This window comes from Candidatus Thiodiazotropha sp. LNASS1 (assembly GCF_964212655.1).
In the GTDB taxonomy this organism is placed as follows: Bacteria; Pseudomonadota; Gammaproteobacteria; order Chromatiales; family Chromatiaceae; genus Thiodiazotropha.
The window spans coordinates 117,579-144,035 of sequence record NZ_OZ156465.1 but is presented as its reverse complement, the minus strand read 5'-3'; the positions used below and the strand labels follow the sequence as shown (position 1 = coordinate 144,035).

The window sequence follows — 26,457 nt, the reverse complement described above, 5'->3', positions numbered from 1 at the left end:
AATGAACCAGGCGTCACCCTGGGCAACCTGAGTCCCCAGGTAACTGTCCAGCTCACCGGCGTATTGGAGTTTTGACGCCGGCAGCAACCGGCCAGCCTGGTCGGTAAAATAGGCTTCTCTCAATCCCATGGCGTCGGTTGCCGTATTTTCCGTGATCAGCAGCCCGAACGGCAGCGCGTGGCTGGTAACAACCGCGCTGGTGGTTGTAAATCCACCGGCGATGGTCTGGCGCTCAACAGTAGCTCCGTCATAGCTGTTCTTAGCACGGTAAAGAAGACCGGCGGTAATCTCGATCTCATCATCATCGGCCGACAAGGAGCCTAGCCGTTCCCCATCCAGCCATTGCTGCCAATGCACCTCTCCCCGGTCCCCGGCAACCTTGAGCCAGACCAGTTCGCCGTCCCATAAGATATCGCTGACCGCTCCGTGGGTGTCGAAACTATGCAGCAGATTGGCCGTCAATACGCCATTGCTCCAGACCAGATCGTAGAGCGTAACCTGGTTAGCCATATCCCAGGCCAACAATCTGGCGCCATTCAGAGACAACTTCGAAACACCGGGCAATGGCAGCTGGGCGGCTACCTCAAGTCGCGGTATGTGGTTGCCGCCTAATCGCAGCATTGTCATACCGGTTTGGGTATGTACCGCCAGACGTCCCCTGTCTGCAGTGAGACCGATGATCTCATCGGTAACAGTCACACCGGCGACAGGGATCAGGACGCCCACCCGATAGTTCAGCGCACTGATAAAATCGCCATGACGCAAATAGAGATAGTCCCCGCTGGCCCCAACCAGGTCGCCCAGTATCTTTTGCTCTACCGGGGCACCGAATGCACCATTCTCAAGCGGAATAAAGCGCACCCAGTCCTCACCATTGCGGCGAATTTGCGCCGCCAGGCCGCTACCCGTGAAGCTGATCCCGCTGACCTGTCCAGAACTCTGTTGATCGAGCACCGTCGCTACGCCACGTATGCGATAGCCGTCGTTGTGATGGCTTTCCACCCACACTATCTCACTGTCGGCGCCGGGTAGGCTTGTCAGGTCGGATATCCGGTATTGGCTGTCGGATAACTGATAAACCGGCTCGCGCTGTGATTGCAGATAGGCGATCTTCTGAAGCCGCTCCACCCTCGATTTGGTATGTCCGGAGCGATCCATCAACAGCGCACTGACCTCGACTTCAGCGCCGGATGCACCGACCGAAACAGTATGCCGGTTACCATCCATCGTGAATGACTGAGGGTTGACCGAATCGGCGGGGTCTCTGACTTCCAGCAAAGAGTCGCTGTTGAAATCATCCATACCCGCCGGTTGCGAACCGGAGATCCAAAGATCGGTGCCCGACAATATTCTAGTCTGAGGCGTCAGAAGCAGATCGATATCTTCATCGATGCCATGATCGGCTACTACGTTGAGATAGAGTTCACTACTCAATACACCGCTATCGAAGACACCCTCGGCTCTGAGCAATACCACAGTGCTTTGCGCAACCGCAGGTACGGTGATCTCCAGATCGACAACCTCCGGATCATCCGCCAGACGGCTGATCTCCAGGGGAGCGGGATTACCCGCATGGGCGGGATCAGCGCCAATTTCAGCATACAGCGTCGCCGAAGTCAGACGACGCATCCTCAAGCGTAGCGGTAGGGGTTCTCCACCATGCACCTGGGTGCCGTTGTCGGGTTCCAGCAAGCTCAGTTCCGGCGCACCCTCTTGTCCATCGTAGGGATGCAGGGTGATGCTCACCACCGGACTCTGATGGCCGTTCAAATCCACAGCCCTGGCAACGACTACCTGATCCGCCGTCTCATCCACCGCGACATCGAAACTGAAGCGGTTGGGATTGGCCAGCTGTCGGCAGGCGGCAACATCGGTAAACGGATCCGGCGTCGCGCTGCTGTTGAGACAGAGTTCAACATAGTCGATACCGAAGCGGTCAAAACTGCTCAGCAGGAGATCGATCTGACCGCCCCGTTGAACGAAGTCGCCATCCCGCGGCGTCACGATCTGCAGGGTTGGAGGGGTGTCGTCCGGCATCAACATATATTGTTGATCAAACCTGATATAGCTCTCCTGACCGGGTTGACCATAACCGATGCGCAACGAAACCGGTACCGACACGGGCTCGATCGCTGCGCCATCAGGCAGCAGATCACTCAGTCTGGGATGTACATAGGAGAGACGTGCCTGGCGACTCAATTGATCGTAGGCGACATCGGTCCAGCTTTCTTCAAGCACTCTGATCTGCGTGGAGGCAATCAGATCCACATCGCCGCTGAGGTTGAAGACCAGGTCGGCTCGTTGCAGCTCTTCCACCGGCGAAGGTTCTGTCACAAAACCCGGGCTGCCCAGCTCAATACTCGGATCGACGACCATCGCGCTAAAGATGCGATCGACGCTGTTGACTCCATCACTGGCGCGCACAAGCAGTTGCAGGCTGTGAAAATCGCTGCCGATGTTGAGGTCGATCTCACCCCGCTCCACATTCAACCATCCGGTACGATAGCTGAGCCCGCCATTGCTGGAAACGCGGTAAGTAAAGCTGATGCGATCCGACTCTACATAGTTGTCTGTCGCACTGAGGCTCAAGGTATATCGATTGCCGCGCTTGAGCTGGGTTGCATCGGTCAACACGGCTCCATCAGCCATAGTCACACTCATACTGTCATAGCTGGGCGCTAGCAGATCCTGGGCGCTGAAGCGCCCGCTATAGGTTCCGTCCGTGAGGGTCTCGCCGAAAGCTTGATTGCCTTGCAGATCCTGAATACCTTCTATGGTGACCTGATAGATCGCATTGTGTTCCAGACTGGCGCCTTCGATAAGGCGCAGGATCAGGTTATTGCCTTGACTGATCAAGGGCTCGAAGCGATCGCTGATATCGAGTATCGGCTGGGCGTGAGTCTCATAGTCCTTGTAGGTCTTGATGACCCGGTAGCTGCTGGGTGATGTAGCCCTGATCGGCTCTGAGCCTTCCAATATCAGCGGTGTCAAATAATCGAGCTGATTGATGACATTGACTTCCGGTGACGTATCGTCGATCACCAGCAGCAGTTGATCCGTAGCCGCTTCGACCTGCTCCCCGGTGCTCTCTCTCATCAGAGTGACCTGATAGACCTGATCTGGCAGTCCTCCAGGAGAGACAAACTCAATCCGGTCATCCAGCATCTGGTAATCGATTCGATTGCTTTGATTCGGTACGATACCCTGGCCGGCCGGATACCAATGCAGCTCGATGCCCGCGGACAACCCGCCCGCCATGATGGTGACCTGATCTCCACCGGTATCGCCAACCCGGTCGAGCCCATCCGCATGGTCGCTGGAGATAGCACTGATTACCAAGGGTTCAACAACCGATACGGCTATGGGAATCACATCCCGCTGGGAGGTTTGGCGCGCCTGCAGGGAGTGAAAACCGATTTCATTAAGGATGGCGTCAAAATAGATGGTCTGGCCTGATGCATCGATATCGAACTGACCAGCGCTCAGAATCAGGCTGCCGACTTGCAGCTCTTCCACCTGCTGGAGATAACGTCCTCTGAGTTCAAAACGGTTGACCGAACCCGCTGTTACTATACCCGGGGACAGGGATTCCAGATCGAACGCCGTCACGCCGAAGAGCAGTTCGGTAGTGATGAAGTACGGCAGATCGAAAACTACCGCTGCACCGTCTACCGACTCGCCAGGGGATTGCGACAAGGCCACCTGATAGACTTCACCCAAAGCAAAGAGATCTCCCTGCGGGATAAAGCTGAGCATTTGTCCTTCCAGCAGGGTCGTACCCGGCACTTCACTGCTGTCGGTCAGGGAGGCGACACTGATCTCTGCCTGATTCCAGGGTTCAATATCACCTGCAACCCGGATTGATAAGGTCTCATTAGCAGTTGCAATACGTTGTGGATCGAAATGCCAGGTGTTGGCCACCGGAACAGATACGTTGTAATAGCTGTCGCGACTGACCCAGCCGAGCAGGCCGGCATTGAACTGAAGAGAGGTAAGATTGCTCATCACCGATAGGTTACGTCGAACCCTCGCCATCAGGTCGAGACTAAGCTGACGCCCGCCAGATAGATTCATATCGAATACTTCCAGCACGTGGTTACTCACCATAGCCAGCAATTCACCGTTGATGGCCGCTTCTCTTGCTAAACCGCTCTGCAGATCCAAAAGACCTACCAGTGGATCACCGCTGGCGGTCAGCAGGCGATTGATGCTCAACAACTCCAGTTGACTGATGGCGGTAACAGCAATTCTGTTCTCACTGAGCAGCATACCGTCCGCGGTTGCAAAGCCGTGATAGTAGCTGGTGACAAGCCTTGAGGGATCCTGCAGGTCACGCACTTCCAGATGGTCAGCATAGAGTATGTAGAGCGCCTTGGAATCGGCATTGACAGAGACCAGCTCCGGATCACCGGCTTGGCGCAGGGGCAGTGAAGCAAGTTCCGGACTGAGGGTATTGCCGTAGTGAAGCTCATCCCCCGCACGTATATAGATATTACCGGCAGCAAGATGAAGATCCTGATAATCGACACCCCGGTTGTTGATCAGGCTATTGGCGCTTTGTGGGGCGTAGAGATTACTGATATCGAAGACCTGCACATCCCGGCGATCCCCCGTCAACACCACCAGGCTCTGTTCATCCATAGTAAGACCATGGATCGTTCCGGATGCATCGAGTATTGACAGAAAGAGAGGCGCCGCCGAGTCCCTCACGCTGAACAGCCTGACCTCATTCGAATAGGCCGTAGCGAGCAGATCGCCATGTTGTACAGCGTATTGCGCTCCCTCATCGATACGCAGGGTGAATTCGAGTTCGATATTGAGATCTTGGTTCTGCAACGTATCGTCGCCGAAATCCCCGTTGCTGATTTCAACCAGCAGTTCGCCAAGGGTGTTATGCGGCAGAGGCATGCTGATCATGTCAGCCGCTTCTAAGCGAACATCTGTAACTTCTCTACCGTTGATTCGTACCCGGGTGTATTCACCCAAACCTCGGCCTCGGATTGCAAACGCTTCCCCGGCGTTGTAGACAAACAGATGATCCGTACCATTGAAAACACCGGTGCTTCTGTCGTACTGGCCAATCGCATCGATGAATGGATCGGCCACGTAAGTAAAAGCGCCGCCGCGGAAGAACTCATTCGGCCCGTTGCGCAGCGTCAGTCCGACCAGCAGATTCCGCTGCGGAGAAGCGGCCAGCCCGGGCACCCGGAACTGAATTTCATCTTCATGCCGCACCAGGATGTCACTGGCCGCTAACGGCAGACCGCCGATTTCGACCTCGGTATCGCCACTAAAACCGCTGCCTCTCAGGGTGATGACCTCACCGCCCCGCCAACTACCGGAGACGGGCAGTACAGAGGTGACCTGCGGCGCCGCTTGGCTACTGGCGACAAACCGGAAGCGATACTCTTCGCCCAGTTCATTACCGTGCAGATCCCTGACCAGGTGTGAAATCCGAACCTGGTACTGTGTGGCGTCCTGGAATTCCTGCAAAGGTCTGAAAATCAGGCGTGAACCATCATTATTGACCATTTGAGAAACATTGCCTGCAACCGGTACGCCATCCAGCGTAACCTCGATCAGGTTGGTATTCTGATCTTCAACCTGGGAGAAATCGAGTACCCGATTGAACTGCACCGCCAGATCCTGGTCCACGGCCAGTTCTCCACCCGGCACAGGATGCTGGCCGGTTATCATCAACATCTCATTGGCTATGGTGTTGAGACCGCCGCCCAGATGATTGGCTACTACACTATCGGGAACCGGGTTTTCCACCGCCTCACCATCGGCATAGACGAAGGAGGTACCCGCGTAGATAGCAGCTGGAGTAAAGGTCACCGCATTGGTATTGCCGGTTAAGGCGAAGTAGTTCGTTAACGGCGTGGCATCAAGGATACGATTATCGAGCCAAGCGGATATATCGAACAGCTGAACATCCCCCTGACCGGAAGCCACCAGCAAAGTCTGTCCTGCAAGAACAAGCTGTCCGGCATACAGATCGCCGTTGGGCACCAGGTAGGCGAGCCTCAATTCGGCAACCGGACTTGCGGAATGATCGTTGTCCAGATGATAGAGCTGTACACTGGCGGTGACACCGCTAGATACCAGTACCTTATCGCGAACAACCAGCAGGTCCTCGGGTAGAAAACGGTTACCGGCCCGATCTTCGGTGACAAAGCTGCGCACCAGGTTATGTTGCCCACTCTGCAACTCAACTTCGACGATATGCTGAGCCTGAGGCAAGGTAACCCACAGGCTGTTACCATCGATATGCAGTTTTCCGGGCACCCCTTGCAATCGTTCACTGGAGATAATGCCGAGGTGGCGTAACTGCCGGTCGGCGGTAACCCGGTAGAGTTCCACACCATTGGAACCGGCGATATAGATCATACCGTCCTTAACCGCCAGGCTGCTGGCATCGGCAACCAGTGTCCGACTGTTGAGCAGTAGCGGGTCGGCCGGCAAGGTCGTATCGAAATGGTAGAACCGGTTTGCCCCTACCAGATAGAGGTTGTTGCCTTCCCGTGCGATATCCGCAAAACCAGTCGGTGCCAGGCCGCCGGTGACATCGAAATGGTAGGGCTTCTCACCGTCGGCGAAAGGCTTGTTGATGATAACCGGGTGTACGGGATCGGAAACATCGGCAACCACCAGTCTGGCCACAGGGCTGGTCAGACGATTGGTGGTGACGCCCTGTTCATTGACGACATCGAAGGAACCACCGGTAACCAGGTAGATCAGTTGATCGCCTTGCTCAATCGCTGCAACAGGCGAGGATCTATCGTCGGAGAGATTGACCGATCCGGTGCTGTTGCCGGAGTAGAAATAGTCGACTGGTGAGGTGGCGGTCTCCCCCGGAAAGAGTTCACTCTCCAGCGTGACCGGTGCGGGCCCGAAGCTTCCGGCAGGCGCCTGTACTTCGATGTGATTACTGCTGTATACCCGCAGATCCCCGGCCAGGGCGCCGGCAAACCTGACCAGATTACGATGACTGAATCCACGGCCATAGATACTGACCCTGTTGCCACCCTGTGGAGGACCGGTATGAGGATAAATATCATCGATCTCGAACTGGGGTAATATCGATACAGCGCCATACCTCACATAACTCAATCCCGAATCGGTGCGTTCCACCTCAACCGGCAGGTTCACCGAACGGCTACCGAACATGAGATCGGGCATCTGGAACTCGATCGCGTTATCGCTGACCATAGTGATCGCACTATTGTCGAGCAGGGTTTCACCGACCCTGATCTGTATATTGACCCAGTCGCCGCCGAAGTTCGCACCTCTGATCAAACCGATCTCGCTACCGTCACCATGGAAGAAGTGGGATGCCGGTCCCTCGTTGGTCAGTAGCGCCACTGAGTCCACGACGGGTCCGAGCTCCGCCACTCTGCTATACCCTAAGCTCACGGGCTGGCGCAGGTTGTGACCATGGATATCCAGCAGGTCCTGGCTGACATTCAGCGTCAGGTCGCCACTGAAACTGCCGGCGAAAGAGACCTCGAGCTGCGCGCCATAGAGGGTGTTGATCGCTGTGATGACCGCATCGGCCACAGGTTGAGCATTTGCGTCAAGCACCTGAACCACCTGCCCAATATGTACCGGATCGGTGTTGATCAGATTGTTGAAATGAACCGTGATCGTATCATCACCATCAATCTGGCTTCCGCTGGCCGGCATGATGTCGCTGATAACCAGATCCGGGGTGATATTCACCCCAACCCCATCAGGGTTCGCCTGCATCAGACTACCCTGGTATCTCAGCAGTTCGCTGCCACCCCCTTCGTGGATCTGCTGCCAATAACTCACCTGGTAATCGCCATTGCTGTCCGGTTCGTACATCAGATATTGACTGCCGGTGGTGACGGCAAGCAGGCCTTGCTGAATCTGCATCGATGGCGTTTGCAACCGGGTAACCGGGTCGAGACGGCCATCCAAATCGGCACGCTCCAAAGGATGTACATCGTATACCGGGTTTGCGCCGAACTCACTGAACACAGCGACATGGAGTTGCCGGTCACGTATAAAAAGTACATAAAGCTGTCCGTTGGACCACTGGATATCGACAGGTGCGCCAAACAGCGCCTCGCTCCCGCTCAGACCATTGAAATCGATATTCGGATAATCGTCGGCGGCGCCCAGATCATCCTTACGCAGATCGAAGAAACGAATGTATCCGGTACCCAAGTCATTTGCCGCGGCCACCGCTAGCACTTCCCGCTGCCTGTCGACCGCCACATCCATGGCTCGGTGACTGGGCAGATGGAAAGTGGTGATCAGCAGAGGCTCTTCCGGATCATTGACATCGAGCAGCTGCAAGCCGCCGAGATCGTTGGCAAGAAAGAGCTGCGCGTCTGACAGATCTAGACCGTTGACCGCATAAGCCATAGGCAATTGCGATAACCTGACCGGCCTTTCCCAGAGGGTGATATCGTAGATTTCGAGACCGGCTTCCATCAGGAAACGGTTGGTCGGGGTCGGCCGTGCGCCGGCCTTGACTCCGACATAGATCAGGTCTCCCGCAACCATCGAGGCGCCGATCTGCATCGGCGGATAATTTGGCAGATCTATACCCAGTCCGTTTGGTAGGGTATAGGAGAAATCACCGACATGGATCTCATGCAAACCGTCATTGGCCGGAATCTGCAGATAAACATTATAGAGATCCGGGTCCACTACACCGGGCAGGACAAAAGTGAATTGATCCAGAGTCACCACATTGTCCTTTAAATCGATCGTCTCCTGACCCTCCGCTTCATCCAAAGGACTCCGGCCCGTATAGATCTCCGTAGCGCTGCTGTTGGCGCGCAACACAACTCGGGTGCCGGGAAGAATCACGGATTCCGATGCGTTGACCTCGATCAGCAGCCCGCCATCCTGGTCGCCGGCATCCGGAGCAATCTCGAACTGTACATCGGATAACAATGCTCCATCGCCCACCACAAGACCACCAAGCCAATCGGTCACCAAACCATCGTCATTCAGGCGCAGATGCTGCTGACCCACTTGAATCGGAAGCAGATCCAACGCATGGGCGGGAATCTGGATGGTCTGCGGGTCGATCCACTGGTATGAAACGGGATATTGATTGACCGACAGCTGCAGACCGTTCTGTCTGAAACCATCTCCTCTGATGGTGATCGTCTCCTGACGTCCGAGATGGAAGTTACCGTTCTCGATCGCCGCTATACTGGGCTGAAGCGCCGGTTCTTCGGTAATCTGAAAATGCAATACATAGGGCGCCCACAAACCACTGCCGCGTCGATTACGCCCATCATCGATCTGTAAACGCATAGCCGCGCCTGGAACACGATCAAATGTCAACCGATAGCGATCCGAACCCTCAGCATCTCCACCAACGGCGGTTAACGTGAAGGCCACATCGGTCTCTTGTCCGCTGCTGCCATCGATGCTCACCAGACGGATAGCGTCGGGCTGTTCCAGGGATACCGTCGTCATCAGTTCATTGAAGGTTACCGTCAGCTCATGAGACTGATTCGATGAGAGCAGACCTCCTTCAGCGATCGAGGCGCCGGTCACCAGAGCGGCCGGCAATTCCAGTATACGCAACCCGCTTTCACCGCCACCGGCAACCAGTCTGTCTTTATACAGATCAATGCTCTTGATGAGTTCCTCATTACCGGCGGAGACGACCCGTGGATTCATCGGTTGAGCCAGATCGACGACCAGGACACCAGTGTCGGTCGCCGCAAACAACAGACTGCCGTAGAGCTTCAGCTGCACTGCACGTCCGGCGTGCGCTTGCAGCGTGTTGTCGATGGGTAGACGAACCCTGGACTCAGGTCTCTCCACGCGGAAAATTTCGATACCGACATCGCCCACGGCTGCAATGATGTAATCGCCATAGATCACCAGATCATGCACATTACCCTCGAAGCCGAACTGGCGGATCAGTGCGGGATCGTAGAGATTGACGGCAGACAACAGACTCGGCCCATCCTGGGGAGCGGCTGCCGTAAAGGTATTCCATGCAGGCATACAGGGCTCGCTCCAAGAGACCGCACCATGATTGCCTCCGCTGTAGAGCCATCCTCGATGCAGATGGGCGGCAGTACCGCCTACTGCCCCGGAAAGCGCACCGAGATTAACCGGATCACGGCCAACCTGGTAATTGAACTGCTCCACCCGGCGGGGTTCGCTCTCCGCACCACCATGTACACAGTCCAGGCTATCCGGTGGGTCACCATCGAACGAAGCGGTTACGGCATACAAGGCATCTCCCTGTTTCTCCACATTGGTCACTTTGTCGACGACCGGTTCTTCATGGATGAGCTGCAGACCGTTCTGGTCATCTAGATTGAGGCGTGCGACACCACCGTTGCCGGTCGCCACATAGAGCCGTTTTCTATCGACCCCCTCTTCATGTTCAACCACCGGTTGTATATCGATGGAATCAAGCGCCACGGCAAAATCCATCGCTCTCTGTCTCTCGAGCAACTGTAGCTCTTCAGGTGTGAGTTCCAGTTCATCACCAAATAGTTCGATGGCCATACGTTTGGCTTCGATGGCCAGGGCGGCGACCTTCATCAATAGCTGGCCTCTTCCTTCGGCACCCGACGGAAGCGATGACTCACCGCCAACCAGCATCGGTTGGTAGGGATCCTGGATATCGAAGGTCGCGGCGCGGGTGGTATCGGGAAAATTAACCCCGTCGGCATTCTGCAACTCATAACCTTGGTGCAGATAACCGCCGTTGGTGACGGCAACCCCGGTCTCCCGGTCGATCCAGATATCGCTGGGAAACACCAGCGACGGCCTGACTGCGGCCAGCTGTCTGAGGCCGTAGCCGAAGCCCTCGCTGCCGGAAAGTGTTGTGGTATTTCCGTAGCGATCCTCGCCATGCACATCATGCAGCCCGGCAACACCCCGCGGTGTGGTAATCTTGATCAAGCTGTTCGACAGCACATCAATCTCCCGTACCGGTAGGGAGCCGATGCGAATCCTCAAACCATCCATCACGGTATTGCCCGGCTCGAATCCATGGCCGGTCAGGGTAACGATCGTATCGCCCGTCACCGGCCCCCAGAGCGGCGTAATCGAATCAAAGCTGATCGGCGCATCGACCACCAGACCGCCAAACAGGGTCGCCGGTTGCCAGAGGCCGTCCTTTTCAACCTCGACAGTCACATCAAACTGTCCCGGATGGAGAATGGGCGGCACTTGCGCACTCAGAATGGCGACAGCCTCCGCATCGTCTTCACTGTAGACAGCCTCGATGTTCAGCGGCCGGTCACCGACAAACAGCCGGAGCCGCTGCGGATCCAACGGTGCGCCAAGCACAGACACGGTAATGGTCTCCGCCTGCGCCAACCGCACACGCCGGGGGACAACCGCTTCGATAGAGATCCGGTCCGGTCTCGAACCTCTGTAGAGCAGTTCGGTGCGCTGCTCACTGCCCAATTCATAGAGTGTCAGATAATCGACCCCGTTCGCTTCCGGTTTGACGGACGCCACGCCGGCTTCAACAACCAGCGTGACTCGATCCCCCACGGAGAGTGACTGAATTGCGCTATTACTCAGGGCGAGCAGTGCATCATTGTTGGTGATTGCGACTGTCGTGGATAGGGGTTGGCCCTGTGCATCAAGCAGGTGAAACAGGCCACTATTCGGTGCATACAGATCGATCGCCTTGTTGAAACGTGCGCGTATCTCCACCGATCCGCCGGGCTGTCTGTCGAGGAATTCACTGGGTATCACATCCACCAGCTTCAGGATCACATCCTGAGCGATCTGAACCACGGTCGCTCCGTCATCGCCGCTCAATCCGCCGGAGATCACCGCATAGCGGCCGCCGGCAACGGCATCGATGAAATTCCCGTCAAATGCCTCCATACCTTCACTGATTCGCGGAGTCATTGGATTGGTGATATCCACTGTCAACACACCGGCATCCCCACGCGCCAGATAGAGGGTATTGCCATTCACATCGAGGTCATAGATGAAACCCACATCCGTGAGGCGCGCGACGATGGCCGGTTGCTCCAGGTTGCGTAGATCGACGACAACCAACCCGCCGTCCCCTGCGGCAAGATAGGCGTAATCTCCCAGGACACGCACCCGGCTGGCGGGAATATCGAGGCTGGCGATAACCTGCAGTCCCAGTTCATCATCCAGCTCGATGACATAGAAGCCGCCACCGCCCACGCGTTCCATCTCGACCAGGCGATTATTTGCGAAATCAAAATCACCACCGACCGCAACGTATCGGCTGTTCTCGCCTGTGGAAACAGGTAACTGAGTTAAATCCAGCAACGGTTTATCAGCAGGCATCGCCAGTGCGTCGGTAAGATAGATCTTATTGTGCAGATAGGTATCGACGATACCGAATCCCGCCTCTCCCATCGCTACCAACACGCGATTATTCATCGAGCTGAGACCGCGGGCCGAGGCCGAGGGCAGTTCCAGTTGACGGATCAGCGTTGAGTTGCCGATATCGACCGAGTCGAAGGCAATGACAAAGAGACTCGCAGCTTGCGGCACCCCGTCGGCCAGGCGTACGCCGGTAACAAAAATCCGGTCGGCTCCCCGTTCGAAGTAGGGTACGACACCCACTGCAATATAGCCGCCCGGCAGGGAGACATTGGTCAGGATGCGATCATCCCTTCCATCACCGTCCCGATCGATATAATTCAGCAGATCATCCAGGTTGAGCGGATTCTCCTGATCCGCCGTGAAATTTCCGGCATTCACGTCATAGATATAAACCCCCTCATTGCCTTGCGCGGCAATCAGGAAGCTTCCGGTGGGATCCAGCACCAAGTCATATATGCGGCCGATCGACTCGATATTGCCCTGCACGGGTTGTTGATAGGAGTAGGCCTGCTCCAGCACCCCTTGCTGGCCGTTGGGCAGAATCACGGTCACATCCACGGTTCCGATCGCTCCGCCGGGCGTGATCACCTCCAGGGTTTCCGTATCGAGCACCTTGACCTCTCCGTTGGCCACGGGAAAGCCAGCGAACAGTACCTCTATCTGGCCATCCTCCTGGCGGAATCCCTGCCCTTTGATGTGGACCCTCGTGCCCCCGGTGAGTGAACCCTGGCTTGGCGACAGACTCGACACCAACAACGGCTGCACATAGTGAACCGCGCCGATGCGTGTGATTGAGGTTCCGTCGGCGGTGGCGACCCGCAGGGTTGCCGGTCCCGGAAGGTTCTGAGGCGCATCCAACCGATATTGAATATCGCCATTGGGCAACACCTCCTGGGAAGTGACCGGCGCCGCTCCACCGGAGAGTGTGAATTGCGGCAGGGTCGCGACATTGCGCAACGTTACAAAGAACTCACCGCCTGAAACCTCCAAGGCCCTTGGAGACATCTCCACCAGCTCCAGTTTGGGACCCGTGGCGCTGCCTGTGGCAAAGCTGATCTCGTGATTAAACAGTCCTACAGTGCGGCGACTATCGATATCCCCACTCAACAACAGGCGATGACTACTGTTGGCCATGAGTACACTGTCTGGCATGACAAAGAGAGTGCTGGCATCAGTTCCTGATTGCAAGGTGAAAGGCACGGCCTGAAAACCACCGCTGCCATCATCCATCTCCAGCGATATATAGGGCGTCAGGGTGGTCAAGTCGGAAGGCAATGGGCGTGTGAAGCGCAACTCAATTACGCTGTCCAGGTAAACACCCCGCTCACCCTGTGAGGGCGATGCGCTGACCAGCTCCTGAGTCAGGGTATCGACAAAATTGAGATAGGATATCCGCCTGCCGTCTTCTTCCTGTTTCGGTAAGGCGAATACGGCAAATCCCTCATCTGTCATCAGCACCGGATCAGGCAAGGTCTGAACGCCGCCCCTGTTTGTGACAACCACATTGGTTTTAAGGCATCCTTGATTCAGCCAAAGCGCGTCAAGCAGGGTCACCTGATTGTGTCGGCTGGCGTCGTAAAGTGAAAGGTATGTCTCGGTATACTCATCGCCGCAAACAGCCGGGTCATTTTTTCTCAGGCGTGTCAGGTTTACCGCTTCCGTGGACAATGCCGCCATGCCGTGGCTCTGACCAGGAACCACAAACCCGTTGCCGTTATATTCACCCACCATGCGCAACACTTCAGGTGTCGATACGTCGACGATTTCTAGCCCATCTCCGGTAGCAAACTGCCGATCGCCCTGCATCGCAGCGGTCTGACCGCCAAACTCCGAAACACTGAGTTGGGGCAGTGAAGGTTTGGTTAAATCGAAGAGATAGCGCCAGCCACCGATCGACACCACGTGAAGCTCGTCATTGACGACTGCGATATCCTTGGCGTTCAAACGGATCTGCTCCCCAGCATGGAATACTTGATCGATTCTGCGAATCACCGATGGCCGCGAGGGATTGGTGGTGCTCAGGACGGCAACACCCTCGATGCCTCCCGCCACGAACAGCAAATCGTCCTTGCGCGTGAGACGGGTCGGGAAAGTATTGAACGGCAGGGGCAAGGCGTAAATGATATCCCGGTCCTTGCCGGGCGGCTGCTCCGTATAGTCAGCGGGATTACGAATCTCCCGATCATAAACAAGTAACAGGGACTGTCCTTCGTAAGCGGTATCGATATGGGGAAAGTGATACCCCTTGGCAGTCACATAGGCATGATTGTCACCCAGGAGTATCGCGGTTGGTTCAATATCCTGAGGTAGATTGTAATAACCCAGGCCATGCATCGGTGCGCTATCGGCGATGGTATCCGGCAGATATTTGACAAGACTGATCCAGCCGGGCGCGTAGTAGTGCTGGACAGTCTCAGGATCGGTAACCCGTTGCGGCTTAGGCACATCCCCATCCGTCAGTCCACGGCCAAGCACGTAGAGCAGATCCAGCTCACTATCGACCGCCAAATCGACGATCTCCCCCGGAGGCAACTTGCCCGCGTCAGGGATATAGTTATTTAACTCGTCAATCAGACTATCGATATCTCCCTGGGTAAAGCTGAACTCTGTCTGCAGTGTACGGTTGACGCTAAGCCTTCCGTAGAAAAGAGCCCTTGGCTGTACAAACCTTCGGCCAAGCACATCACTGATTTCCACATCGATGAATCCCCGATAGCCGGCTCCGTTCTCATCGCGAAAATCAGGCGCTGCCCAGACCATACGTTCCGCGCTGTAGAGTTGCAGCCGATCGCCATCTATCTCATCGATGATCGCACTTTCAGGCACCCCGCTCTTGTAAGCCTTAAGGCTGATTCCGCTGTGAAATCCATAGCCGACAATCTCTACCTGATCATTCCTGCCGGCCTGATCGGTGCGCACCACCGCAGGCGTGATGAAACTGATACTGAGTTGGTCTACATATGTAAAGCTGCCCAACACGGTATCGGAGAGTTGGTGTCCATTGGTCACGGAAACAGCAGCCGGACCCGCATAGTTCGGCACTGTCGTTGCATGAAGTTGTAGCAGTCCCTCTATATCCGTTGTCACAATATTGGTGACGACCAGCGGTTGGCCGCCAAGTATCAATTGTGGATCATCACCAAAACCATAACCGCTCACCACGATCCCGGTGCCACCGCGTATATCCCCCACCGCGATACAGGGACCACCGGATATATGGCTCTCCTCGGTGCAGATCGAGGTGATCTCGGGATAGTTCGCGCCATCCGCGATCGCCGTTGAAAACGCAAACAGATAGTCAGCGGCCAATGCCTGCCCGGTAAGCGGCGCCAAACCTGACGAGATACGCACATAGTAGCGCTGATTGGGTGACAGCCATACACCGTCCCTTCTCGTCAACTCGATGATCCGATGGGTCACACCGGAACCACGGGCCGCGAAACCGATATCGAAACGGTCGGTAACCGGCGTACCCACCAGCGGATCTCCTTCCAGGACCTCGATGAAATCTGACAGCACCACATCCGCAGGCAGCACAGAAGAGAGTTCAATGGCAATTTCCGTAAGCCGGGTGGAAACGTTTGTCTGGTCGGAATAGGGCTGGTGGTTCAAAATCGTGAGCGCCGGCATTTCGATCCGGTTGACACCGGAGCGACCCGCCGCCACCTGGATAGCACCCCTCGCCAATGTAATATCACGGGATGCGAAATTGTCCAGGGTAGCCTGCCGATGAATCATCGCCGGAACCGTAACGTCGAGATCGACCTGTTCAAGCCGCGCCAGGTCTATGATCTCTACAGCAGATTGAGCCGGTAGATCCTCCTGATCCGAATAGTGTACGGTGACATAGGCCAGATTGCCGGAAACATGGACATCATAGACACCATCCGGCACAAGATCCGGGCGTGCGGGATGCAATTCGACCGTTTTCGTGACCTGAGGATGAAAGGGGTCGCTGATATCTAGAATATTGAGTCTTGAACTCCCACCATCTCCGGCCATATCAGATACGAACAATCGATCCCCGAGCAGGTGGAGCCGATTGGCCACACCCAGTGTATCGGCGTAGGCGACGATGGGTAGAGCTGGATCGCTGACATCCGCAACGACAACCCCCTGATGGGAGGCTGCGATATAGGCGAACCGGCCTTTGATCTTGACATCCCTGGCAAAGCCGTCCGGCTTGATATAACCGACATGGTAGGGCGCCCGCAGATTGCTGATATCGATAACTTGGATGCCACCGTGTCCGTTGGCGACCAAAACCAGATCGTCCTTACGCGCCAAGCCATAGGTATCGGGATAGGGCAGATCGATCCTGCCGAGCTTGAGGAAAGGCAGACCGAATTGATTATCGCCATTTTGGTTGCTGAACAGCAGCAGTTCGGCGCTTTCGTTCTGTAGGTATAGTTCGCCGCTTCCTTCATTGCCGTTGGGTCCGCCTATCCAGTCTCTCTGAATCTCGGCTTGCAACTCGGTCACAAATCCAGCCTCAACAAACCGCTCGGATGGTAGATCGGAGAGCTCGATCACTCCTGATTTGGCAGCCAGCACCAGGTTCTCATCCGCAACGATTTCTCCGATAGTTCCGCTGAAGATCTCTGCGGCGCCGTTCAGCAATGCCGAGTAGACAAAGCGTTCACCGTCCTGAGTACCTTCTGTCTCATCCACCGCATCCAGGATAAAAATGCCGGTCCGTTGGTAGAGGTGATCCAGGTCGCTATCCCCATCTTGCGCTTGGAAGTTCTGTCCCAAGCCCTGCTCGATGCGCATCGGATCGACCGACGACCAGGCTGCAACCATTGCGTTTTCCCGGTCAAGCGAACGGTATTGTTGTACCGAGGTATAGTAAACATCCTTGCCCTGTTCAAAGGATGTCTCATCCGGCGAGATAAAACGCCGCTCACTGATCGGCAGGCCGACCTCATAAAAGGTTTCCTGGTTAACTGTATGGTTCGGCGTTACCACGCTGGTTATGATACGAACCCGTTCATTACGCCTATCGGATCTTTGGAGGATATTACCGTCGCTAAAATCCGCCCAGTAGACATAGTAGTGATTGGCAGGGTCACTGACCGGGGTATTGTCGTCCGGAGCCCGGGTATCGTCGCGAAACAGCTCAATCACACTTTCATTGAGGGGTTCCCAAAGACCCTGGGCATTCTGAAATTCGCGATGCCAGGTCATGGTGACCTGCTGATTCGTCGTGCCGATATCCTCAACGGTAACAACAGCCCTTATAGTTTCCGCAGTGGTCAGGATCTCATGATCTAGCGGAGACAATATGGATACTCTTGGCACCACGGTATCTTCGACCCGACCGACCAATACTTCCTGGCTTTCACCGGTCTGACCCAAAACATCGTAGGCTATCGCCTTTATGATAAAACCGTTGACACCGCTTGGAGCGGCTAGGGAAGCCTCATAGATATGTTCTTGCGCATGACTTCCGCTGAGTTTCCCACGACTGCTATAGACAACAGAAGCAGGCTGGCCGTTAACATAGAAAACAACATGATCAATGCCTTCAGGCCCAAGGTCGTCGAAAACCTCAGCCACTACATCGATATCCTGACCATCGATAATGACTGAACTGTTGTTATCCGGCTGGGTAATCGTAACCTCAGGAGGTTCATCCGCTGTGATCATCAGTTCCAAGGGCGAATCGTGTAAAGGTGACTCATAGCCGTCGATGTCACGCGCCTTCGCCCTGAAACGCACTAGGTTGCCGACCTTCCCTGTCGGTACTTTGAGATGAAAATGAAATGGCAGACTGGCATCCTCACCAACAAGTTGATACTCGGGTTGAGTTCCCGGAGGACCGATGGCGTAATAGAGTGTCGCGGTATCCACACCGACTTCCGGATCGCTTGCGACGACATTGACGACAATCTCGCGTCCCTCGGTAATCTCATCGATATCGCCAAGACTGAATCCCCGTGAATCCAGAATAGTAATACCATTCACTTCGGGTGGATTGTTACCCACCAGTTGGACCGGAATTTCGACAACACTTTCATTCCCTATACCATCCCTGGCGGTAACGCGAAACTGCATATCCAGACTCTCGGGAGCAGGGGCTTCGCTTTGCAGTCCCATATATTCACGAATGGTTTTTACCGGCCTGGATCCTGAATAGGGAGCCGACAACATTAAATGATCGGATACCTGTTCATTGTCAGTGAAGATTCCGTCTGAATTAATGTCCACATATAGCGAAACCCTGACGGAATCGACACGTACATTGTCGTTTACGTCCAGATTAAAGGGTAAAGGCCGTTTTTCCGCAATCGCGGCGCCCGTCAACGGCGGGGCCATCACCTGTATCTCGGGAGCCTGTTCATCCTTGAGCACATGCACTACAACCGCTTCCGGTGTTTCAACGGAACGTGGCTCGCCACCTTGCCGCTTTTCCGTGACCGAAGCGGTCAGGGAAAGATCCGATCCCGCCTGACCGTAAGGCACTTCGACCAGGTATTCATAAGGGAACACCATGTCGGTAAAGCTGCGATCGCCATTTTTGAATCCAGTAACATTCAACACAACCCGGTCAACACCCGCATCGTCAGCAGCGTTGACCTGCACCAGCATATACTGGCCTTCTATAATTTCGTCACCATTCCGGGGCAGACCGATCGCCACGACAGGAGGCTGATCCTCGACAACCTCAACCGTGAGCGACTCTTCCGCTCTATGTTGATCCGGATCGTTATTGGCGACACCATAGGTGTCTATGGCTTCGATATTCAGGGTCACCTGGTTATTGGCAGAGTTCTGGCCATCAAAGCCCGGCATGGGAACCATGAAATTATAAGGTGACTGTCTCAACCGCATATCATAGGGTGGCCTGCCATCCGCGTAATTGGCGACCAGGCGAACATACTCGATACCGACATCGTCAAATGCCTGTACATTTACATAGAGACTGGTCTCTTCGACAACCTTTGCCCCCGGAAGCGGTTCGATCACATCAATAACCGGCCGTTCATCCACGCGAATCGGGTAGTGAAGCTCTCTAGCCTGTGAATTGGCTGCATCGAAAGCGACAACACGGACCCAGTAATCGGTTCTCTGAACATCGGCGATATTCACGCCAAACTGCGGCAGTATCTCGTTCAACCGATCGACATGGAGCTTTTGCAGATATTCCGGCGTATCGATATTCACGGTCGTGACCGGCTCAAAGTCCCCGGAAGGGATACCGGTAATCGATCTTAATAAAGTGAAATCACCCTGGGCATAGCTGCCATCGTTATGCAATACCCCATAGGCCGTATAAATATCCAGACGATTGACTTTGACATTGTCATATCCGCGAAAACCCAGCGTGAAATCCGAGTCCTCGACTGCACCATAGCCTACTTCCGGCCTGGTAATCGCCGGCTCGGGCAAAATGTCATCCGCCGCCACCAGCATGGTTATTTCGTGAGCACCCACCGCACCATCGGTATCATGTACATATGCTGTGAGCACCAACGGCTGGTCACTGCGAATCAGTCCATCCGGCACCGCCAGAGCATAATTGCTCATTACCGCATAAGGATTGTCCGCATGTCCGTATGCGTCCGCTGTTTCAATATCGTAATTCTGCTCGAAACTGTCATAGATCGAGGCAAACGCCTGGGATACCGCGACATCGCCGCCGGCGATATCTTCAATGATACTCTTGCTTGTAACACTCAAGGGTACGCCATTCGCAAAGACCTTAATGCTGGCATCCGTCAACAACCGGTCGTCGGAGGCAACGACACCAAGCTTGACCTGAAAGGTTCCCGCGGCAATCTGCTGTCCCTGGGCCGGTGAGGTTATCCTGACTTCCGGCACGACATTAACCTGCGGATGAACCAGGAACCTTCTGTGTTCCTGATTACCGTATGTGTCGGTAACCACCTCCTCGTACTCGGTAGGCTCAGCCCGGTCAAACTGGATTTCAGCCTCCACAAGATCATGCACAACCGGTCGCACCGGACAGGTCGTCGTGTAATCCACGGCAAACACCTCCTGCGCAATCGAACCATCAGCTGCAAGTTGGTTGATGACAAAACTCTGCAATCCGGCATCATCGGATATTTCAGTATCTATGCGGAAAGTTTCACCGCTCCTTACCCAAAACTCACCATAATTCAGACGTTGCGGCTCGGTGTAATTCTTCTTATAGCCTTGTGAGGTCAAATAAGAGTGAAACCCTTTCAAATCCAATAAAGGTTTCTCATTCTGCTCTACCGGAAGCCGGATACTTTGCTCGACAATATTTCCGTTTCTGTCTTCTGCAAGCAGGGTAAGTTCCAATTCATCCGCACTGTAATCAATGGGAACAACATAGGGAATGGCGAATGATGTTTGACTGTAGTTGACCCCGAACAGTGCGATTTCAGACTGACGGTTCTCTATCAGATTCAGCGACTCCAAGGTTTCTGTGTTATCGGAGAAATCGGCTTCTAACAGGATATTTTGCTGCGGCACAACCACAACCCCTTCAGCCGGAGCGGTGATGGTCAGTTCAGGGGTGACATCGTCGGGAATGACGATCTGCCTAGCTAATTGTGTCAGTTCTAGAGGACCTCTTTCATGGGAGAAGCGGTCAGTAGCATGCCCCAGGGAGACAATACGGTTAAATGCCGGGTTGGCGACACTAGGCATAAAGTAGCCAAAACGTCCCTCTAACTCAGACTGACTATGTTGGATACCCGTTTGTACAAAACCCTGACTCGAGCTGCCCTCTACATTATCATCCACTACCAGAGTCACCGCCGTACCGGCATTGATACTCTGTAACCCCTGGGTTGTATCGAAACTACGTATCTCCTCAATCTCTTTCAAGGACAGATCTATTTCATGCAAGAATGTCGGAGCAGGCCCGCCGAGATATTCCGGCGTTATCACGGCACGTGTAGTCTCAGGGGTGAGGAGTGTTTCAAGATTAAGCCTACCGTCAGTCTCGATATGCAATACCTCAGGACTTCCTGTGCAGGCATTATCCGAGTAAAGCCTGACATGGTAGGTGATATTCAGTGGGGTATCCGTTCTAATCTCGAGAGACTCGATATCGACCGTAGCTACGCCATACACGTGTTCGACTAGAGCATGCAAAGAGAGACTGCCCGAAGCAATATCGGCATAGACAATATCATTGATTAGAATCTGACCAGACCATGCGCCGGCTTCCGGATAGGCGATCTGTACGATTGGTTTGTTTTCCTCATCGACGCGAAGCGTGTGTCCCGTGACCAGCCGTTGCTCGCCAATACCTGTCAGGGATGAGAATACCGGCAACAGCCTCACGGAAGATTCCTGACTATCAACATAGTCGTCTTCAACAACATAGACACCTCTGGTCGGCTGCCCGGTGACAACGGTCTGTCCAGGCTCCAGCTCTTCAATCCAGACCAAGGGTGGTTGATCCACATGCACCAGATGACGGCTGGTGAGAACTGTTTCATTACCCGCGAGATCCGTAGCCCGCACCACGATGTCGAAAGATGCAGGCTGGTTTTCACTCGGCTGATAGGCTGATATATCAATACTTACGTTATCAACCGTCACCAGAACCTCGTTGAGATTCGCGTCAGACGCGATCAGCTCATCCCGGCCTTGATCGTCGATGACTCTAATCTCATAGGAAGCAACCGAAATCTCATCACGGATCGAGGCATCCAAATAAACTGGTTGTCGGTCGTATAAATCAGCAGCGGGGCTCGACAGCTTTACATCAGGGCCAACGCTATCCGCCAATATGGTAACATCCAGACCGCTCGTAGCTGTCTCATTAATCCCCATGTCACGGGCTTTGAGTACAAAACTTAATGTCTGTCCGGAATAACTCTCAATGAAAGTACGCGGAACGCGCACCCGCCCTTTGTAATCACTATAGAAGCGGGTTGCCACGATAACGTTGCCGAATGACCCGGGGTTCGGCACTGTTACACTCTCCTGCCTATCGACACGGGAGAACACTTCCCACTCTACCGGAATTTCTGTGTTGTTGGCCGTATCGATGAAAAAAGGCTCTATTTCGTTGACATAGATATTGTCACTGACCGTTCCCTCCAGTTCGAAACTCTCTCCGGGTAAGATATTGAAAGGATCGATCGGATCTGAAATTACAACGGTCGGCGCCTCTTCATCATTGAGTATTTCGATCTCGAGGTCTACTTCCGTTGACAGTCCGGTGCTATCGACGGCGCGTACGCCGAGCATTCCAGTTGATGAGTCCGGCAAGTGGGGCGCTCTGACACTAATGGTTGAGTAGGCGCCGGTTTCCTGGTCTTCATTGATATTACGGCCAGCCATGGTTTCGATAACCTGCTCACTGGCGCTGTCTCTGAAAAAAACCTCGACACGTGCTACAGACTGATCGTCCGTCACCGAAAAATTGATATTGAACAGCTCTCCCTCCACCAGACGGGATCCAGGCGCAGGCGATCTGATCTCGAGCTGTGGAGGATCGTTTTGCACTATGTTGTAACGCCAGTTAGTAACAGGCGCCTGATTTCCATGTATATCCTCTGCGGTAAGCTGCAATACCAACTCACCCGTCGCAGAAGGCACCTGGTAAGAAAACGACTCCTCAACCGTTTTCGCTGGCGCCGAATAGCTTTGTTGGTAGAGGGGCACACCCCCAGATGAAACCTGGAGGCTTCTGATTCCCGTCTCATCTGCGGCACTGAGCTCAACAGAAATTCTAGAGCCTGCAAATAAATTGGTGTTTTGAATCGGGCTGGTAATGGCCACATTCGGGGTGACCGCATCGGCAATCAAATCAAGCGACAGTTCGAAAGGAGCCGACTCCTGTCCCTGATCATCAGCTACGGTAACAACTGCTCTAAGATTGTGTGCGGTGTTGCTCAAACCCAGATCGGCCAACGGCACGACCATGCGTTCAACAAGTTCCGGGGTTTGAATAAAACCGTTTGAATCATCCCTGACCAAGGATAGCCGAGGAGATGTTTCAGCATCGACAAACATATCCAGATGCACCGAAGCCAGAAACCTGTCGTCCCTGGCCACCACATCCAAACGCAGCTCATCGGAATTATAGAATGTAGTTTGATTAGCCGTTACGGCGCGTATTACCGGAGGCTGGTCGGCATAAACGCCGATGATGAATTGGGCTTCGCTTGTATTGCCCGTCTTGTCTCTCGCCCTCACCACGACCGGGTAACGATCGTAATTTACCGAATCCAGGTGCCTGAATGCCGGGGCGGATACCAGTTTCAAGGCTGAAAAAGCCTTCAGCGCCCCGGGTATCGCCTGGGGGAGGAAATCCACTCCGCTCAATATATCTACGCTGTTCCCCGTCAGCAGGTAACCCTGACCGTCTATTTTTCTGATGCCGGTCAGTTCCAGTTCCTCGACCCCCACATTATCGTAACCGGTCACTTTGAAAACAAACTGGCTCTCTTCCACAATAGCGGCGATGTCATCCCCGGCATCTGACTCGTTGATGGGTGGTGATGCGATATTTACGACGGGTAGCTGCTCATCCTGCCCCAAGGTGACATTGACCTGGTTACTGGTTGCACTCTGTCCCGCTGAATCAAACGCAACCGCATGGATCATCAAGGGCTGCTCACCGGAGATATTCTCCCGGGTTTGATAGAGAAAGGCATAGGGTGCGCGATGAGCCGTTCCAACCAGGTTATCGTTGACGTAGAAGCTGACGTGGGAGAGACCCAGGTCATCTGTCGCATTGGCGCGCAGTTCAACCGGCAAACCCGATACCAAATGAGCGCCTTCTGCCGGATGACTGACTGCAACAGTGGGCGCTTGATCGCCCTTCACAGGAATACGCAACACTTCGGAATGTGAAACGGTCTGATGGAAATCGACCGCTTTGGCTCTCAGGTTCAGTGTACTTCCCTGCCACTCATCCTTTACATCAAGGCGAAATGTGTGCTGATGTACCTGATAATTGAATGATCCTGAATCCCTGGTCTCAGTATCCTGATAAAAAAGGTTATCAACCACTTCATCATTGACCAGTAGGCTGATCGCAGTTCCCGCAGCCAAGACATCATCTGCAGCCTCCACGGTAATATCCAATTGCTGGCCGACGGTCGCCGAGGCTCCCGGAACCGGGCTGGTGATGTTGACGATCGGTTGCTCATTTTTCAATACACGGACCAGCTTGACATCGGAATCCGCATGGGAACCGCGGGAGTAAATGCGGGCATAGACATTAAAACTGCTCTCATCCGTACTGATAGACGGCGTTTCGGCACGTGTCCGCCATACCTCAAAATAGTTGGTTTTCTTCGGATTACTCGGGTTTGGTCTCTCTTCGACAAAGGAAAAGTAACTTTCAGATATTTTTCTACCTTCAGAAAAGAATTCAATATAACTGATCCCGCTCTTTGAAGAGGCGTCTCCATCTTCACCAAGATCGGACGCCACCTGTAACAGGTAGGGAGTGGATTCGATAATTCTTTGTGAGTTTATAGGTTTTTCAAACTTATAATTAGGCAGTTCAAAGGTACTCTCCTCTTCGATAATCACCTGCTGATCCGCCGATCTGACCGCTTGTCCGGCGCTATCATAAGCGATTGACCAAATGACGAGTTGTTTCCCCTCCATGTCCTGAGTCACAGGAAGACTCAACTCGTACGGGATTCGTAAGCGTCTGCCTATTCTTTGCCCCTCAAGCCAAAACTCTACCGCCTCAATTCCTAAGTCGTCCTCTGCCTGGGCCTTCAGAATCAGCGTTTCACCAACGGAAATCTTCCTCGGCAGTTGGAACGCGATTTCCGGGGGCGCATCGTTCGACACAATGGGGATAGCCACTTCGATCGACGGATCCCGCAACAGATGCGCATTGATCGACAACGGATTCGCTTCGGTGATCAATGCACTCGCACTAACCCCCTGCTGTTCATCGAAAAAAAGAATACCTGACGCGAAATCAGGCAACCCATAAATCACTTCGACCGAATCATTGAGAGGGGCTTCACTGCCATCATCAAACACCGCAATGAGCGGGGGCAGACCAATGAATTCGTTGAGCCGTTGCAGTTCGAACGGCCCCTGCTCCTGACCTACATATTCAAGCCCGATGAGCTGTCGATTAAAATCGACAGTAACAGGGATGGTGATGCTATCCTGACCGGGGAATGACACGGTGATATCAACGGTCGCACCACCAGTTTCCTGTAGTGGATAGACAACCCCTTCCGCGGTCACCAAGACCGAGTTCGGATCCGCCGAACTATAGCTAATTCCCTGACCGATGCCCGGTACCGGCGTGGGGCCACGAAATTCATAATCCAGGGTCGGAATGATACGCGCGGATTGCAGTACATCGCTAAACAACAGGCTCTCGGGAAATGCACTGAATCCGTTAATGTTTTCGTCCACAGTAGATCCCAGATATTTTATATCGGAGATAACTTGCTGATTTCCTGATGCATCGACAGCCCTTGCTTCAAGAATCACCAATGCATTGCGGGCGATCTCCTCCGGAGTCAACGGTTGATCGATTTCCTGGGAAAAGGTAAACCTCACCTGTTCGTCGTGCTGAGGCCAAACCCTGACAGCCTCGGTGCTATCCAGAAAGGCACTCTCCCTGGCTTTTTGAATCACACCGCCCGACTTACGCAGGTCCGATGCCCGTATACCGGTAAGCCTTATTGAGAGATATGAGAGATCCGTATCGTCGCTCGCATCCAGATTCGCAACAAGAAACTGCTTACCATCGACTTCACTGACCGCGATGCTTTCCAGACTGATCGAGGGCTTATTAGGCTCAACAGAGAAATGTTCTGAATAGAGAGTCGTACTTCCGTCAATGTATGAGGCCGTTATAGCAGGTTCATACTGTACTGCCCCTTCCATATTAAAGGAGAATTCACAGCCAAATTGGCTTCCAGGATTGCCTGACGCATCGGCTGGCAATAATGAAACAAGCTCGCTCCCGGTATCGATACGGACATCTTTAAGTTCGACACAATCGGAAAGCGACAGAATATAACCCGATGAGGTCTGCTGTGATGTAAATGGCGAAGCAGCTCTAATATCAAAGCCTTCCAGCGCCGAAGTCGAGGAGGAAAACAACAACAGCGATCCGAAAAGCAGAGAGGCTTTATGATCGAGGAGTCGTGGAAAAAAATTACAAGAATAAGGCAT

General features: G+C 54.1%; 1 protein-coding gene (cut by a window edge). It reads right to left on the bottom strand.

Annotated elements, in window-relative coordinates:
- Positions 1–26,457 carry the 5' portion of an Ig-like domain-containing protein gene (locus AB8516_RS00625; protein WP_369157054.1) on the bottom strand. Its footprint begins 18,957 nt before the window's first position, so only the first 26,457 of its 45,414 coding nucleotides appear in the window; it begins with the start codon at positions 26,455–26,457; its stop codon lies beyond the left edge, outside the window.